A 17116-nucleotide genomic window follows, 5' to 3' on the forward strand; every position below is an offset into this window, starting at 1 on the left:
TAACTTTTTATCTCTAGGATTCAGCGCATCAAAGGAGGCATGTTTTTCGTGAATATGCAAAATTATCAAGGTTTTGGAAAATCACGCCCCGGCGGTCAAGGCGGGCGCGAAGACAATCAACGCGTTGAAATCTCCACTGTTTGTGAAGTTCGCCAAGGCATGGCCGAATGGCGACGCGTAACGCTGGATGAACTGTCGCCCGGCGGCTTTCGCATCAACCGTTATGGACCGGGCGACCCCTCGCAACCTTTGCGCATCCGCATTCCGGGCCTGCAACTCCTGTCGGCACGGATCGTCTGGCAAAAGGATGGTGCGATCGGCTGCGCCTTTGCATCGCCGTTGCATGCGGCGGTGTTTGAACATATTACGCGTCTTCTTCGTTAAATCACAATTACTTGCGGCCAAAACTTGCGGGTGCATTGCGGGGCCTTTGCGGCGCTGGACGATGCACCCTGGGCGGCATGGCCGCGCTGGCCCGATAGGCCAAATGGCGTGCGATGATCATATCGGGATCGAAATCCTCGCCACGATCCTCATCCAGCAACGCCAATCTTGCGCGTTCCTTCCTGCCCTTTTCGCGCAGGAAATAGACCAGAATCACAAATCCGGCGATCAAGCCCATCGCGATCAACACCAGCACCAGCACCGCCCCCCCGGCGGAGTTCCAGGCTAGATCCGAAATCTGTTGAACATTCAACAACATCGATGACAGACCGCAAATCGCGGCAAAACTCAGCGCAAACACATTGCGCAGCATCGAACCTAATGATCCCAATAGACTCAACATCGCTTTTCCCCCGTCAGTTTGGGGATAGCGATCAATGGTTAATGCGCAGATAACCCCAGCTTGCATTTCAGGAAGCATTGAAAAAGGGCGGGAGACTTTCGCCCCCCGCCCCTATTCATTCCATCTGCGCGGCAAAGATCAGATGTGGAGCGCACGGCCATAGGCGGCCAGCGTTGCCTCATGCATCATTTCCGACAGGGTCGGATGCGGGAAGACCGTGTTCATCAATTCCTGCTCGGTGGTTTCCAGCGTCTTGCCGACCACATAGCCCTGAATGAGCTCGGTCACTTCCGCGCCGATCATATGCGCGCCCAGCAATTCGCCGGTCTTGGCGTCGAACACCGTCTTGATGAAACCTTCCGGCTCGCCCAGAGCGATGGCCTTGCCATTGCCGATGAAGGGGAAATTGCCGACCTTGAGGGTATAACCGGCTTCCTTGGCCTTGGCCTCAGTCAGGCCGACGCTGGCCACCTGCGGGTGGCAATAGGTGCAGCCCGGAATATTGCGGCGGTCCAGAGCGTGCGGATGCACATCCTTGTTGCCCAGTTCCTTGGCGATGGCTTCGGCCGCCGTCACACCCTCATGGCTGGCCTTGTGGGCCAGCCACGGTCCGGGCGTCACGTCGCCAATGGCCCAGACGCCCTTGACGTTGGTGCGGCCATAGGGGTCGGTGTTGATGATACCGCGATCGGTCGGGATGCCCAGCGTTTCCAGCCCGATGTTCTCGGTGTTGGCGACAACGCCCACGGCCACGATCACATGGCTGAACTCTTCCTCGGTCACCTTGCCATCGGGGGCCTTGATCTTGGCCTTCACGCCCTTGGCATCGGCGACCAGACCTTCCAGGCCCGTCTTGGTGCGGATCTTGAAGCCCTGCTTGGTCAGCGACTTTTCAAGGAAGGCCGAAACGTCGGCGTCCTCGGCAGGCACGATGCGGTCGGCCATTTCGACGACCGTGACGTCCGCACCCAGATCGTTGTAGAAGCTGGCAAATTCAATGCCGATCGCGCCCGATCCGATGACCAGCAGCTTGGTCGGCATTTCCTTGGGCGTCATTGCATGGCGATAGGTCCAGATGCGGTTGCCATCGGCAGGCGCAAAAGGCAGATCGCGCGCACGCGCTCCGGTCGCCACAATGATATGCTTGGCGGTCAGGGTTTCAACGCCCTTGTCGCCCGTCACTTCCAGCTTGCCGGGAGCCAGCAGCTTGCCCGTGCCCATGTGGACCGTGACCTTGTTCTTCTTCATCAGATGCGTAACGCCCTGATTCAACTGCTTGGCCACGCCGCGCGAACGGGCAACCACTGCGGCCAGATCAGCCGCAACGCCCGTGGCCGACAGACCATAGGCCTTGGCATGCTGCATCTGGTGGAACACTTCGGCGCTGCGCAGCAGGGCCTTGGTCGGGATACAGCCCCAGTTGAGGCAGATCCCGCCCAGATTTTCGCGTTCGACAATCGCGGTCTTGAGGCCCAGTTGGGCCGCGCGGATCGCCGCGACATAGCCACCGGGGCCCGAACCCAGAACAATCACATCATACTGTTCAGCCACGTTGTTTACTCCTGAACCACCGGGCGGGGCCGCCCGGCGTCATCGACGGCGACAAAGGTGAAAACCGCTTCGGTCACCTTTTGCGCCTCGTGTTGAAAACGGTCACGCCGCCATGCTTCGATGGCAATCGTCATCGAAGAGCGACCCACCTTGCGGATTTCGCCATAGACCGAAACCTCGTCGCCGACCTTGACCGGCTTGAGGAATTGGACGCCGTCCATCGCGATGGTCACGGCCCGGCCGCGCGAATGGCGCGCGGCCAGCAACCCTGCCCCCATATCCATTTGACACAGCAGCCACCCGCCGAAGATGTCGCCATAGGCGTTGGCATCGGCGGGCATCGCGGTGACCCGGATGACCGGCTCAGTGGCGGGGCGCAGGGTCAAGGCCTCCATCTCAGGCCAGCAGGCCCAGCGGATTTTCGACCAGTTCGCGGAAGGCCGCCATCAGCTGCGCACCATCGGCGCCGTCGATGGCGCGGTGGTCAAAGCTGCCCGTGGCGCACATGGCCGTGGCCACGCCCAGGCTGCCGTCTTCCAGCACCCAGGGGCGCTTTTCACCCGCGCCAATGGCCATGATCATGCCCTGGGGCGGGTTGATGACGGCTTCGAACTGCTTGATGCCCATCATGCCCATGTTCGACAGGCTGGCGGTGCCGCCGATAAACTCGGTCGGGGCCAGCTTGCCTTCCTTGGCGCGCTTGCCAAGGTCGGCCATTTCGGTGCTGATCTTGGCCAGACCCTTGCCCGCGGCATCCGTCACGATGGGCGTGATCAGACCGTTGGGGATCGATACGGCCACCGACACGTCGGCGCGGCTGTATTGACGCAGCGTGTCACCGGCAAAGGCCACGTTGCACTGCGGAACCTGCGTCAGGGCAACACCCAGAGCCTTGATCAGCATGTCGTTGACCGACAGCTTCACCTTGCGGCCCGTCAAGGCCGAGTTCAATTCAGCACGCAACTTGAGCAGCGCATCGAGGCGGACATCGACCGTGAGGTAGATATGCGGAACCTGCTGCTTCGATTCGGTCAGGCGGCGCGCAATCGTCTTGCGCATCGTCGAGAGCGGCAGATCCTCGTGCGGGATGCCAAAGTCGGGCAGAGCGGCAGGCGCCGAGGGAGCCGGAGCCGCAACGGGTGCGGGCGCAGCAGCCGGAGCCGCGGCCGCAACAGGTGCCGCCGCGCCGGGCTGTGCGCCTTCAACGTCGGCCTTGACGATGCGGCCGTTCGGGCCGGAACCCTTGACGCCCGACAGATCGACGCCCTTTTGCGCCGCAATACGCTTGGCCAGAGGCGAGGCAACGACGCGATCGCCGGTCTTGACCGGGGCCGCAGCAACCGGGGCGGGCGCCGCGGCAACAGGTGCCGGAGCCGCCGCAGCGGGCGCGGCAGGAGCAGCAGCAGGCGCGGCAACCGGGGCCGAGGCATCTTCACCTTCACCGGCCAGCTGGGCAATCACGGTCCCGACCTTCACATTGTCGGTGCCTTCGGCGATTTCGATGGCCACAATCGTGCCTTCGTCCACCGCTTCGAATTCCATTGTAGCCTTATCGGTTTCAATCTCGGCCATGATATCGCCAGCACTGACAGTATCACCAACTTTAACCAGCCAACGGGCCAGTTTCCCCTGCTCCATGGTTGGAGACAAAGCGGGCATCTTGATCGAGATCGGCATGAGGGCTTCTCGTCCTTATGGCTAATTTTAGAATCGGTCTGCTTCTGCCGGGGATTGTCGCAATCGGCAAGATGCTTGCACCGAATAGGAATGTGCTTGATAGCTTAACCCACAAATCTTATGCCCCCTTTGACCTTTGGGAAGCAGCAAATTTGCGCGCGGTTTCGGTTTATGCCATCTGCGTGGTAAGCGCAAACATGCGCTCAGAGGAAATATGCGATGCGTGTCTATTTGGTGATCGTGGACGAAAGCGATGAGGCGCGCGTGGCGCTGCGTTTTGCCACCCGCCGCGCGATCAAGACGCAGGGACAGGTGCATATTCTCGCGCTTGTCCCGCCCCAGCCCTTTTCGGCCTTTGGCGGAATTCAGGCGACAATCGAGGAAGAAGCCCGCGCCCGCGCCGAAACCATCGCCGCATCGGCCGCCGGCAGCGTTCTGTCCCAATCGGGCCATATGCCCGTAATTACGGTTGCGTCGGGCGACCCGGTCAAGGTTGTGCGCGAATATCTGGCGCAGCACAGCGAAGTGGCCGCCCTTGTTCTGGGCGCACCGGCGGGCGGTGGACAGGGGCCGCTGATCGGCCATTTTACCGATACAGGCCTTGGCGCCCTGTCCTGCCCGCTGTTCATCGTTCCGGGCGGAATGGATGAGGCGGAAATCGACCGCCTCAGTTAATCACCGCTTTTTGCCCTGATGGCGGATGTTGGCCGGGCGGCCGCGCTTGCCGACCAGATGGCTGCCGCGACGTTTCATCCCCGCCTTGTCGGGCAAGGGGACGCCGCGCCTTTCGATACGGCCCTGCCCGTCTTCGGGTTCGAACTTCAACGCGCCGGTCAAGGCATTGGCCTCGGCCAGACGCAGCCGCAGACGATCGCCAATGGCAAAGGTCGTGCCAGTCGATTCGCCACGCAACACTTGCGCGCGCTCGTCATGGTGGAACCGTTCATCGCCCAGCACCGAAATCGGCACCAGCCCATCGCCGCCCAACCCAAGAATCGTGGCGAACAGGCCAAAGCGCTGAACCCCGGTGATGCGGCAATCGAAAACATCGCCCACATGGGTCGAGAGCCATGCCGCAACATAGCGATCGACCGTCTCGCGCTCGGCCTCCATCGCACGGCGTTCGGCGGTGGAAATCGCATCGCAAATCCGCGCCAGATCCGAACGATCCCGGCCATGCAGCCCCGACAGCGCGGGCAGATCGCCACCAGGCGCCGGCTGTTCCAAATGGAACGCATCGACCAGAGCGCGATGGACCAGCAAGTCCGAATAGCGTCGAATGGGTGAGGTGAAATGGGCATAGGACCCCAGCGACAGGCCAAAGTGCCCCGCATTGCGCGGCCCATAATAGGCCTGCGTCTGGCTGCGCAAAACGGCCTCCATGATCAGCGCCTTTTCAACATCGTCCTCGATGCTTTTCAGCATGCGGTTGAACAGCGCGGGCGTGATCACCTGACCCAGCGCCAGCTTGCGTTCAAACGTGGCCAGATAATCCTTGAGAGCAATCAGCTTTTCGCGGTTTGGCGGTTCGTGGATGCGATAAACCACCGGGGCGGTCTTGCTTTCCAACGCCTTGGCCGCCGCGACATTGGCCGCAATCATGAAATCTTCGACCACGCGATGCGCGTCCAATCGTTCACGCAGGGCAACCTGCGCCACGCGCCCCATTTCATCCAGAACCACGCGCCGTTCGGGCAGATCGAGTTCGAGCGGATCGCGGCTGGTGCGCGCATGGGCCAGCGCCTTCCACGCGCCCCACAGGTTGACCAGATGCGCCTCGGCCTCACCCGCGTCGATGCGGCGCTGGGCTTCCTCATAGGCGATGACTTCGGCGATCTGCACAATGGCGCGGGTAAAGCGGAAGGAAGTCATCCGCCCCTCGGCGTCAATCGTCATGTGGCACGCCATGGCCGCACGCGGCGCGCCAGCCTTGAGCGAGCAGACATCGGCCGACAAAACTTCGGGCAACATCGGCACCACGCGGTCGGGGAAATAGACCGAATTGCCCCGCTTGCGCGCCTCACGATCCAGCGCGCCGCCGGGGCGGACATAGAAGGACACGTCGGCAATCGCCACCACGGCGCGCCAGCCACCCTCGCCATCCGGTTCGGCCCAGATCGCATCGTCATGGTCGCGCGCATCCACCGGGTCGATGGCAACGATGGGCAGATGCGTCAGATCCTCGCGCTGATCCCGGCTCAGCGGTTGACGCGACGAAGCCTGCGCCTCGCCGATCACCTCGCTGGAGAAGACATGCGGCAGGCCGTGCTTGTGGATGGCAATCAGGCTGAAGCTCTTGGGCGCCAACGGATCGCCCAGCACGACCGTCACGCGCACACCTGCGCGGGGGCTACGTCCGGCGGGTTCGGCCATGACCAATTGCCCTTCGACCGCGCCGTTCAGATCGGCAATCGGCGCGGCATGGCGCTCACGTTTATCAACCGGCGCCAGCCACCCTTTGCCCGCGCCATCAATCTCGACCACGCCCATGATGGCTTCGGCCGAATTGGGCAGCTTCTTCATGGGGAAGGCCACCATGCCTTCGGCGGTTTCCTCGGTCCGGCTGAGAATCTTGTCACCCGGTTTCAGCGCGCCAACACCGCGCATCTGCGGGCCTTTTTTCTGCGCCACGCGCTGTTCCACCACGGTCAGGCGCGGCGGAGGGCTGGCATCATCAGGCTCCCATTTGTCGGGAACCGCGATGGGCAAGCCATCCTCAATCCCGATCACACGCAGCACCGTAACCTTGGGCACGCCGCCCATGCGGTGATAGGCGGTGCGATTGCCGTCAATCAAACCTTCCTCGGCCATATCCTTGAGCAGGGCCTTGAGTTCGATCTTTTCGGCCCCCTTGAGGCCAAACGCCTTGGCAATCTCGCGCTTGCCCACTTCTTCCTGCGCCTCGGCGATGAATTCCAGCACCTGATGGCGCGTGGGCATGCCGGGTTCAATCTTGCCACGGGCGTCCTTGCTGCGGATCGTCAGTTTGCCGGGCTTGCGAGAGGTTCGTTTGTCAAAGGCCATGGATCACGCCTTGGCCCCAAAGCGCGCTCAATACAAGCGTCAGGGTTTGACCCTTTCATACGATCCGCCCGGAAGCGCGCTGGCAATCGGGCTTTGCGCGCCATTGCCTCCGACCGCCGACACGCCCAGAAACCAGTCGTCCCCGCGCAACCCCTTGAACGTCATGACCGTGTCCCGCGTGGTGGCAAAGGGCTTGGCCTCCCACCCGGACGCATCGGTACGTCGGCGCCAGATCAAGTAAGACGCCGCGCCCGGTATGGCGTTCCATTTGAGGTCGGTATCGGGCGAAACGGCAATCTTTTGCGTCACGGTCGGCGGCATGGGGGCCGCCGCAATCGCACTGGCCGCGCGGATGTTGAGCGCGGTCACGCGGGCCAGATAGGGGAAGTCCATGAATTCGATCGTGTCGCCATATTGGGTTGCCCCTTCGCGGCGGATGTCCTGATGCTGATGGTCGTAATTTTCAACGGCCACGGTGATGCGCACAGCGGGAAAACCCTTCTCCTCAAAGGGCAGATGATCGCCCCCGCGCCCCACCCGATCCGCGCGCCACACCTGTCGCACCGCCAGATCCCGCGCCGAAAGCCCCGCGATAAAGCGTGAGAGATTGCGGCTGGGGCTGTCATTCTCGCCCCCTTCGCGGCGTTGGGCGGCGGTCAGTTTCGCGTCGGCATTGGCGCGCGGCCCTTCGGAGAAAACGCGAATATGGGTATCGTCGACCAGACCATCGGAACCGCGTGTGTTGCCCACAATGTCATTGTTGAGCACGGCCTTCACTTTCCACCCGCGATCCGCCGCCACATCGGCCAGCAGACGCCCGCCGAGCAATCCCTGCTCCTCGCCGGACAGGATGGCGTAAACAACGGTGGTCGGGAATTTGCGTTTGGACATGATGCGCGCCGCCTCCAGCACCAAGGCGACGCCCGAACCATCGTCATTGGCGCCCGGCGCATCGGCGGTGGCATTCATCACATCGGACACGCGCGTATCGATATGGGCCTGAATGATGGTCACCTCATCGGGGCGCTCGGTGCCCTTTTGAATGGCCACCACATTGACCAGACGCGCCGGCGTCGGAATGCGAGCGCTGGTCACCATACGTTCGGGCAATTCGATGGAAAGGCATCCGCCGCATTGCGCGCTGATCTGGCGGAACTGTTCCCCTGCCCAAGTGCGCGCCGCGCCGATCCCGCGTTTGGGATCATCCTGCGAGGAGAGCGTGTGGCGCGTTCCGAACCCGACCAGTGATGCCACGGTCGCGCGCAAGCGTTGAGGCGAAGGCGCATCGGGTGACTTGGGTTGCGCAATGGCGGCGGCGGGCAGCAGGGCTGCAGCAAGGAGCGTGTAACGAAGCATGGGCGCGAATGTGCCACGCCGCGCCCGATCCGCAAGTGGTCAACCAACGTAGTTCAAACGCAAAGCGGCGGCGCAGAAACCCACGCCGCCGCCTGATTGTGTCAACGTCGATCAGTAGGAACGAGCGACGTAGATCCGTTCCACTGCCGCCTCGCCGGTGAAGGGGCAAAGCCCTTGCGCAGGCGCAGCGTCGAGCGCGGTGTTGCGGATGGTCAGCTTCAGCGCCTTGAGCTGTTCAACCACCTTGTCCAGCGCCGCGCCGGTGGGGCGGCTCCAGTTCAGCTCGACCCAACCGGGGTAACGCTTATCCTCGCTGAAGAACTCGGCAAGCTGTTCCAGCGTGGTCAGGCCCCGCGTGATATTGGCGTCTCGCTTTTCGGTCGCCTCGCGGTGCAGGCTGGCCTGAATATCCTCCAGCAGCGCCGCGGCACCGGCGATGAATTCCTCGCGGGTCTGGCCCACGAAATTGGTCTTGGCATCCTCGCGCCAGATCTGATCACGGCGCAGGGCCGAAACCATGCCGCCCGCCGCATCGCGCCCGCCGATTTCCAGAATGATCGGCGCGCCCTTCTTGACCCAAGCCCAGCGCTTTTGAGTCGCCTTGCCGGGACGCTTGTCGAGCAACACGCGGATCGGTTCGCCCAGAGCCGAGAGCTTGAGCAATTCGCGGCGAATTTCCTCGCAATAGGCCAGCAGCGCCTCATCGCCATCGTCCTCGCGCAGCATGGGCAAGATGATGATCTGATGCGGGGCAATTGCGGGGGGAACGCGCAACCCGTCATCATCGCCATGGGTCATAATGACGCCACCGATCATGCGGGTCGACACGCCCCAGCTGGTCGTATGCGCCAGTTCCTGCGCGCCTTCCTTGCTTTGGTAACGGATGCCCGCTGCCTCGGCGAAACCGGTGCCAAGATAATGGCTGGTCCCGGCCTGCAACGCCTTGCCGTCCTGCATCATCGCCTCGATGGAATAGGTTGCGACCGCGCCGGGGAAGCGTTCGTTCTCCGGCTTTTCGCCCGCCACCACCGGCATGGCCAGCACGTTTTCCGCAAAGCTGCGATACATTTCGAGCGCGCGCAGCGTTTCCTTCATCGCGTCATCGCGGTCTGCATGGGCGGTATGGCCTTCCTGCCACAGGAACTCGCTGGTGCGCAGGAACATGCGGGTGCGCATTTCCCAGCGCACGACATTCGCCCACTGGTTCACCATCAGCGGCAAATCGCGCCACGATTGCACCCAGCGCGCCATCGCCGCGCCGATCACCGTTTCCGAGGTCGGGCGCACGATCAGCGGCTCTTCCAGCTTGGCTTCGGGGTCGGGCATCAAGCCGCCCTTGCCATCGGCAATCAGGCGGTGATGGGTGACGACCGCCATTTCCTTGGCAAAGCCTTCAACGTGATCGGCTTCCTTGGAAAAATAGCTCAGCGGGATGAACAGCGGGAAATAGCAATTGTCGACGCCCGCCTCTTTGATCGCGGCGTCCATGATCTTTTGGATGCGCTCCCAAATGCCATAGCCCCACGGCTTGATGACCATGCAGCCGCGCACGCCGCTTTCCTCGGCCATCTCACCTTCGGAGACAACCTGCTGATACCAGGCGGCGAAATCATCCTCACGCTTGACGGTAAGGGCGTGGCGGATCTGGGCGGGCTTTTGCGTTTTCTGATTCATGGCGCGCTGCGTTTAAGCAAGGCGCCGAAAAACGGGAACCGGTTTTTTGCAAAAAACTGTGCGCATGCCAAAAATGATGCGCCGTGGTTCCATTAATGGCGCGGCCCAGCCGATGCCGGGCCACGCAAAATCGCTTACTTGGCCAGCTTGTCCAGCATCTTCTGCATTTCAAGCATCTGATTGCGCAGCGCATCGATCTCCGACTTGGTGCCGACGTCCTCTTCGGCCTCACGCGGCGTTTCGGCCGGCTTGGGCGCGCCCCCTTCTGCGCCGGGCATGAAAGCGGCGGCGGCGGCCTGAAACATCGCAATATTCTGCTGGGCCAATCGGGCCAGCGGATTGCTCTCGATGCTGTCCTCAAACGCCTTGCGCAGCTTCATCTGGTTGGCGCGGAACTGCTCCATGCTGGCTTCGAGATAATGCGGGATAAGGCTCTGCATCGAATTGCCATACATGCCGATCAACTGGCGCAGAAAATTCACCGGCAGCATCTGCTCGCCGCTGGCTTCTTCCTCCATGATGATCTGGGTCAGGATCTGGTGCGTGATATCAGCGCCCGACTTTGCGTCCAGCACACGGAATTCCACGCCCTCGCGCGTCATCTTGGACAGGTGATCCAGCGTGATATAGCTCGACGACTGGGTATTATAGAGACGACGGTTAGCGTATTTTTTGATGATAACCGTATCGCTCTTGCCTTCTGCCTTATCGGTCATGCGCGCTTCTCTTCTCCCAGAGTTATAGTGCAGGCTAACACCGGATAGAGGTGCAGTGCAACATATTGCTGCTGCGCGGCAGTGGTTTGTCACAATTGCATTTATAGGATCGCGGCTGCGTCGTTCCTGCCGTTGGCATAGGCCTGCAGAACTGCGCGCCAACCCAGCATGATCGCGCCATGGCGACCGGGAAATTCGCGCGCGGGCGCAATGGCCAAAAGACCCGGCCAATCAGGCAAGTCCCCTTCTCCACCCAACCAGCGCAACAAAGCGCTTTCGGCCTGCACAAAATCATCCATGCTGCGCCCGATGGCGGCATGGGCCATGATCGCGCTGGATGCCTGACCGATGGCACATGCCTGCGCGGCAAGCCCGATCCGTTCGATCCGCCCATCGCCGTCAAGATCAATCCCGACCTTCAACGTGCTGCCGCAACTGGGCGAACGCGCCGCGCCTTGCAGCATGAATTGGTCGTCCCACCGATATTGCACCAACCCGGTCGCCAGCATCAGCACTTCGGGCGTATAAAGCGCGGCAACGGATGCCATATCAATCGACCGTTCGATGCACTTTGCGCTTGGCCGCGTGGCTCGACGCTTTGGTGGTGGGTTTGGCGACGGGTTCGTCATCCTCCTTGGCGCGTTCTTCGGCGGCGTCGCGGCGGCGCTGCGAAATCATCTTCACCAAGGCCTCGCTGCTGGCGTCGATGAAATTATAGGTACGCGAATGCGTGATCCAGCCCGGACGCCCCTTTGGCCCCCAGATCGTGTCATAGGCCAGCACCAGAACCGAATAGCCCAGCACGATGATCAACGTACCCTTTACCGCGCCAAAGCCGAAGCCCAACACCCGGTCCACCGGTGCAAGAGCAGAGGCACGGCTGGCCGTCCCCAGATATTTCGCCACGCCCTTTACCAGCACATAAGGCACGATCAACAACAGGAAAAAGGCCAGAACACTGGCCCCGCTTTCGGTGCCGATATGCGGCGTGAGCACCTGCGCCAAAGGCGTGTGCAAGGAATGGATCGCCACAATCGCCACCACACCGGCGAAAAGCGAAATCGCCTCCTGCACAAAACCGCGCAGGAAACCAAAGGTGGCCGCAAAGCCCACCACCACAAGCACAAGAATATCAAATCCGGTCATAGGTTCATGGGGTTATTCGTCCCCCACGATGCGGTCAACGAGATTTGGCAGGAGATTGATCACGCGATGCTTCATATCGGCAACCGGATCACCGGGCCCGCCGCTTTCCTCCGGCCCATAGGCTTGCGAAAAGCCCAGCTTGGCCGCTTCGCGCAAACGCAACCCGCCATGGGCCACCGGGCGAATTTCACCGGCCAGCGACACTTCGCCAAACCACACCGATCGCGCGGGTAGAGGCTTATCCGCCAAGGCCGAAACCAACGCCGCCGCCACCGCCAGATCAGCGGCCGGATCGGCCAGACGATAGCCACCCGCGACATTCAAATAGACTTCGCAGGACGAAAAATTCAGCCCGCATCGCGCCTCCAGCACGGCCAGCAGCATGGCCAGACGCCCATTGTCCCAGCCCACCACCGCCCGCCGCGGTGTCGCGCCCGATTGCAAGCGTACAATCAACGCCTGAATTTCGACCAGAACTGGGCGCGTCCCCTCAATGGCGGTAAAAACCGCGCTGCCCGGAACCGGGTTTTCGCGCCCCGAAAGGAACAGCATCGACGGGTTCGAAACCTCTTCCAGCCCCTTGGTCGCCATGGCGAAAACGCCGATTTCATCGACCGGGCCAAAGCGGTTTTTCAGGTTGCGCAGAATGCGATATTGATGGCTGCGCTCGCCCTCGAACGCCATGACGACATCGACCATATGCTCCAGCACGCGGGGGCCGGCAATGCTGCCATCCTTGGTCACATGGCCCACCAACACCAGCGCCGCGCCATTTTCCTTGGCATAGCGGATCAGTTCAAAGGCACAGCCGCGCACCTGACTGACCGTGCCGGGCGCGCCCTCGATCTGATCGGAATGCATGCACTGGATCGAATCGATCACCAGAATCGCAGGCGCCTCCATCCCCCCCAGCGTGGTCAGGATGTCACGCACCGATGTCGAACTGGCCAGCCGGATCGGCGCGCTCTGCAGACCCAGACGTTCCGCGCGCAATCGGATCTGTCCGGGCGCTTCCTCGCCGCTGATATAAACGGCAAGCCCACCCGCCTGCGCCACCTTGGCACTGGCCTGTAACAGCAAGGTCGATTTGCCAATCCCCGGATCGCCGCCCATCAAAATCGCGCTGCCCGGCACCAACCCGCCGCCCAGCGCCCGGTCAAATTCGGCAATCCCCGTGCTGCGCCGCACCAGCTTGTCATCGGCCTTGTCCAGCGGCTCAAACAGGATCGCCCGCCCGCCGCTCGACAAATCATGCTTGGCCGAAAAAACCGTCTGCGGCGCCTCTTCGCCCAGCGTGTTCCATTCGCCGCAATCGGCACATTGCCCCTGCCAACGGTTGGTAACACTGCCACAGGAAGAGCAGACGAAGCGACGTTTCGGTTTGGCCATGAGACACATCGTAGGGAGAACAAAAGGGGAAATCAAGAAGGGAAGTTTTGCCTCCGGCGGGCAAAGGGATTCATCCCTTTGCAATCCCATAAATGGGTGGGGCATTCATCGCCGCGTAGCGCACCTTATAAAAATAAAAGCCTGCGGCGCTATTAAGCTGCGCCGCAGGCTTTAATATTTCCAACGCCGCGCCCGACACAAACGGCCGAAACAACAACGCAACCTATACAGTAACGGGATTGCAAAGGGATAAGTCCCTTTGCCCACCGGAGGCAAAAACCCCCAACCGTCACTCCGTCAAATCGCTCCAGACATTCTTCAACCGATCAAAGAAGCCCTTGGCCTCCGGGCATTCATCGCCCGTCTCGGTCCCCTGAAACTCGCGCAGCAATTCCTTCTGGCGGGCCGAAAGCTTGGTCGGCGTTTCCACCGCCACTTCGACCACCATATCGCCCATGCCGCGCCCGTTCAGAACCGGCATACCGGCCCCGCGCTTGCGCAATTGCTTGCCGGTCTGGATGCCTGCGGGAATGTCGATGACGTGCCTGACGCCATCCAAACCGGGGATCTCGATCTGGCCGCCCAGCGCCGCCGTCGTGAAGCTGATCGGCGCACGGGTCAGCAGCGTCGTGCTTTCGCGATCAAACACCGCATGGCGCTTAATGTGCAGGAAGATATAGAGATCCCCCGCCGGCGAGCCATTCGGCCCCGCCTCACCCTTGCCCTGAAGCCGGATGCGGTTGCCATTGTCGACGCCCTTGGGGATCGCGACTTCCAGCTTCTGACGCTTGTCGACGCGACCTTCGCCATGGCACCTCTTGCAAGGCTTCTCGATCACCTCGCCCCGGCCATGACAGGTCGGGCACGTGCGCTCGACCATGAAGAAGCCCTGCTGCGCCCGCACCTTGCCATGCCCGCCGCAAAGGTTGCAGCGGCGCTTGCCCGTGCCGGGTTCCGCGCCCGAACCGGCGCAAGGTTCACAACCCGTCGCCACTTCGACCTCGATTTCCACGGTCTTGCCGTGAAACGCGTCTTCCAGCCCGATTTCCAGATCATAGCGCAGGTCCGCGCCGCGACGCGCCTGTTGACGACCACCGCCGCCACCGCCGAAGGCATTGCCGAAGATGCTTTCGAAAATATCGCCGATATCGCCGAAATCACCGCCGCCGTGGAAACCGCCACCAGCGCCCGCGCCGCCCTGCTGAAACGCCGCATGGCCGAAACGGTCATAGGCTGCACGCTTTTGCGGGTCCTTCAGGCAATCATAGGCTTCGCTGATCTGCTTGAACTTGGCCTCGGACTCCTTGCAACCGGGGTTGCGGTCCGGGTGAAATTTCATCGCCAGCTTGCGATAGGAAGATTTCAGCGTGGCCTCATTGGCGTCCCGCGAAACCTCCAGCAATTCGTAATAGTCGATTTCAGCCGACATTGCACATTTCCCCTGAAGAGAGGCCCGCCCCGTTCAGAGCGGGCCTCTTTCATCGCAACATCAGGCCTTCTTGTCGTCCACTTCCGAGAACTCGGCGTCGACCACATCGTCCTGAGCCGGAGCGGCGCCCGGCGAGGCCGCAGCAGCCTGTTCCTTCTCATAGATCGCCTGACCCATCTTCATGGCCTTCTCGGTCAGAGCCTGTGTCTTGGCGGTCATTTCGGCCGGATCATTGCTTTCGATCGCGGTCTTGGCTTCGGCAATGGCGGCTTCGATTTCAGCCTTCAGACCGGCATCGATCTTGTCGCCATTTTCGGCCAGCTGCTGCTCGGTGGCGTGCACGAGGCTGTCGGCGTTGTTCTTGGCCTCGGCCGATTCACGACGCTTCTTGTCCTCTTCGGCGAACTTTTCGGCATCCTTGACCATCTGATCGATGTCATTGTCCGAAAGGCCGCCGCTGGCCTGGATCTTGATCTGCTGCTCCTTGCCGGTGCCCTTGTCCTTGGCGGACACGTTCACGATGCCGTTGGCGTCGATGTCGAAGGTCACCTCGATCTGGGGCACGCCGCGACGGGCCGGCGGAATGCCGATCAGGTCGAACTGGCCCAGGATCTTGTTGTCCGCCGCCATTTCACGCTCGCCCTGGAACACGCGGATGGTCACGGCCTGCTGATTGTCATCAGCGGTCGAGAAGACCTGCGACTTCTTGGTCGGGATCGTGGTGTTGCGGTCGATCATGCGGGTGAACACGCCGCCCAGCGTTTCAATGCCCAGCGAGAGCGGGGTCACGTCGAGCAGCAGCACGTCCTTGACGTCGCCCTGAAGCACGCCCGCCTGAATGGCGGCGCCCATGGCCACGACTTCGTCCGGGTTCACGCCAGTGTGCGGTTCCTTGCCGAAGAATTCCTTCACGGCTTCGCGCACCTTGGGCATGCGGGTCATACCGCCCACCAGAACCACGTCGTCGATCTGGGCCGCCGTCACGCCGGCATCCTGCATCGCCTTGCGGCAGGGTTCCATCGTGCGGGCGATCAGATCGGCCACCATGCGTTCCAGATCCGAACGGGTGATCGTTTCGACCAGATGCAGCGGGGTCGTCGCGCCGCCTTCCATACGCGCGGTGATGAAGGGCAGGTTGATTTCGGTGGTCTGCGCCGACGAAAGTTCGATCTTCGCCTTTTCAGCCGCTTCCTTCAGACGCTGCAAAGCCAGACGGTCGGTCTTGAGGTCCAGACCTTCCTTCGCCTTGAACTTGTCGGCCAGATATTCGACCAGCTTGGTGTCGAAATCTTCACCGCCAAGGAAGGTGTCGCCGTTGGTCGACTTCACTTCAAACACGCCGTCGCCGATTTCCAGGATCGACACGTCGAACGTGCCGCCGCCAAGGTCATATACAGCGATGGTCTTGCCATCATTCTTGTCCAGACCATAGGCCAGAGCCGCCGCGGTCGGCTCGTTGATGATGCGCAGCACTTCAAGGCCAGCGATCTGACCCGCGTCCTTGGTGGCCTGACGCTGGGCGTCGTTGAAATAGGCGGGGACGGTGATGACGGCCTGCGTCACGGTTTCGCCCAGATAGGATTCGGCCGTTTCCTTCATCTTCTGAAGGGTAAAAGCCGAAATCTGCGACGGCGAATAATCGGTGCCACCGGCTGCAACCCACGCATCGCCATTCTTGCCCTTGGCGATCTGATAGGGAACCAGTTCCATGTCCTTCTGGGTCATGGGATCTTCAAAACGACGGCCGATCAGACGCTTTACCGCGAAAATCGTGTTGTCGGGGTTGGTCACCGCCTGACGCTTTGCAGGCTGGCCGATCAGGCGTTCACCATCCTTGGTGAAGGCGACGATCGACGGCGTGGTGCGCGCACCTTCCGAATTTTCGATGACCTTGGGCTTGCCCCCATCCATCACCGCAACGCAGCTGTTGGTGGTGCCAAGGTCAATACCAATTACTTTACCCATATCTCAGATCCCTAAGTCCAGTGTGACACCACCCCTTGGCTCCCCGGAAATCCGGCAAAGCGGCTCGATGGCTCGTTTGACTTGGCGGCATATAGGTGGGGTTTTGCGGCTAACAAGGGCCTTGGGGCCTGTTGTTTCACTTCATCCCCGGTCGGGGTTCATTTTACCAGTCAAATTTGTGATGGATCATGGCCAATAGGAAGCAATCACGCGATGTGATCGATCCGTGACAACCACCACCAAACCGCTGTGAACATCGGCATTTACACCGTTGTAAACACTGTCATGCTTGGAATAAGACGCGAAAGCACCTAATTTCAATCTTTCAAGGCGCGCATATCCTATCCGGCGCGCAAGACCATTTGGCCCTTTGCCAACACCGCAATCGACACCAAGGAATGC

The 17116-nt window shown here is 61.4% G+C and carries 15 protein-coding genes; 2 read left to right on the forward strand and 13 right to left on the reverse strand.

Annotated elements, in window-relative coordinates; all coding sequences use genetic code 11:
- Nucleotides 1-54 precede the first annotated feature (54 nt).
- Entirely contained in the window at nucleotides 55-384 is a 330-nt protein-coding gene (locus tag ACZ9HU_RS07915; RefSeq protein ID WP_476104199.1) for a PilZ domain-containing protein, read from the forward strand.
- Nucleotides 385-391: 7 nt separating this feature from the next.
- Here ACZ9HU_RS07915 and ACZ9HU_RS07920 read toward each other — a convergent pair whose 3' ends face one another.
- From ACZ9HU_RS07920 to ACZ9HU_RS07935, 4 genes are all read right to left on the reverse strand, one after another.
- Nucleotides 392-787 carry a hypothetical protein gene (locus ACZ9HU_RS07920; RefSeq protein ID WP_476104130.1) on the reverse strand — a complete coding sequence of 132 codons (396 nt, stop codon included), beginning with the start codon at nucleotides 785-787 and terminating at the stop codon, nucleotides 392-394.
- A gap of 138 nt (nucleotides 788-925) precedes the next feature.
- A complete protein-coding gene (lpdA, locus tag ACZ9HU_RS07925; RefSeq protein ID WP_476104131.1) occupies nucleotides 926-2338 on the reverse strand; it encodes a dihydrolipoyl dehydrogenase in 1413 nt (470 codons plus the stop codon).
- Between the two features lie 5 nt (nucleotides 2339-2343).
- On the reverse strand, nucleotides 2344-2679 hold the full coding sequence (locus ACZ9HU_RS07930) for an acyl-CoA thioesterase (protein WP_420540983.1): 336 nt from the start codon (nucleotides 2677-2679) through the stop codon (nucleotides 2344-2346).
- Between the two features lie 55 nt (nucleotides 2680-2734).
- Nucleotides 2735-4015, reverse strand: coding sequence for a pyruvate dehydrogenase complex dihydrolipoamide acetyltransferase (locus ACZ9HU_RS07935; protein ID WP_476104132.1), 1281 nt, complete (start codon nucleotides 4013-4015; stop codon nucleotides 2735-2737).
- A gap of 219 nt (nucleotides 4016-4234) precedes the next feature.
- Here ACZ9HU_RS07935 and ACZ9HU_RS07940 point away from each other — a divergent pair, with 219 nt between their 5' ends.
- Nucleotides 4235-4690 (forward strand): universal stress protein, encoded by a 456-nt coding sequence (locus tag ACZ9HU_RS07940; protein ID WP_476104133.1) that lies wholly within the window; start codon nucleotides 4235-4237, stop codon nucleotides 4688-4690.
- Here the strand turns inward: ACZ9HU_RS07940 and ACZ9HU_RS07945 are convergent, their stop codons facing one another.
- From ACZ9HU_RS07945 to dnaK, 9 genes are all read right to left on the reverse strand, one after another.
- The gene (locus tag ACZ9HU_RS07945) at nucleotides 4691-6955 is read right to left on the reverse strand and encodes a ribonuclease R family protein (protein ID WP_476104200.1); all 2265 of its coding nucleotides are present in this window, start codon (nucleotides 6953-6955) and stop codon (nucleotides 4691-4693) included.
- Nucleotides 6956-7078: 123 nt separating this feature from the next.
- Nucleotides 7079-8395 (reverse strand): M20/M25/M40 family metallo-hydrolase, encoded by a 1317-nt coding sequence (locus ACZ9HU_RS07950; protein ID WP_476104134.1) that lies wholly within the window; start codon nucleotides 8393-8395, stop codon nucleotides 7079-7081.
- Between the two features lie 111 nt (nucleotides 8396-8506).
- Nucleotides 8507-10069: a proline--tRNA ligase gene (gene proS, locus ACZ9HU_RS07955; protein ID WP_476104135.1), complete on the reverse strand. Its 1563-nt coding sequence runs from the start codon at nucleotides 10067-10069 to the stop codon at nucleotides 8507-8509.
- Nucleotides 10070-10203: 134 nt separating this feature from the next.
- Nucleotides 10204-10785, reverse strand: a complete 582-nt coding sequence (phaR, locus tag ACZ9HU_RS07960; RefSeq protein ID WP_476104136.1) for a polyhydroxyalkanoate synthesis repressor PhaR — start codon at nucleotides 10783-10785, stop codon at nucleotides 10204-10206.
- Between the two features lie 101 nt (nucleotides 10786-10886).
- Nucleotides 10887-11333 (reverse strand): iron-sulfur cluster assembly scaffold protein, encoded by a 447-nt coding sequence (locus tag ACZ9HU_RS07965; protein WP_476104137.1) that lies wholly within the window; start codon nucleotides 11331-11333, stop codon nucleotides 10887-10889.
- A 1-nt stretch (nucleotide 11334) separates the two neighbouring features.
- On the reverse strand, nucleotides 11335-11931 hold the full coding sequence (locus ACZ9HU_RS07970; protein WP_476104138.1) for a CvpA family protein: 597 nt from the start codon (nucleotides 11929-11931) through the stop codon (nucleotides 11335-11337).
- Between the two features lie 12 nt (nucleotides 11932-11943).
- Nucleotides 11944-13320 carry a DNA repair protein RadA gene (gene radA, locus ACZ9HU_RS07975; RefSeq protein ID WP_476104139.1) on the reverse strand — a complete coding sequence of 459 codons (1377 nt, stop codon included), beginning with the start codon at nucleotides 13318-13320 and terminating at the stop codon, nucleotides 11944-11946.
- Nucleotides 13321-13609: 289 nt separating this feature from the next.
- Nucleotides 13610-14749 carry a molecular chaperone DnaJ gene (dnaJ, locus tag ACZ9HU_RS07980; RefSeq protein ID WP_476104140.1) on the reverse strand — a complete coding sequence of 380 codons (1140 nt, stop codon included), beginning with the start codon at nucleotides 14747-14749 and terminating at the stop codon, nucleotides 13610-13612.
- A gap of 60 nt (nucleotides 14750-14809) precedes the next feature.
- On the reverse strand, nucleotides 14810-16714 hold the full coding sequence (gene dnaK, locus ACZ9HU_RS07985; protein WP_476104141.1) for a molecular chaperone DnaK: 1905 nt from the start codon (nucleotides 16712-16714) through the stop codon (nucleotides 14810-14812).
- Nucleotides 16715-17116: the final 402 nt, after the last annotated feature.

The organism is Novosphingobium sp. Sphag1I (assembly GCF_056279125.1).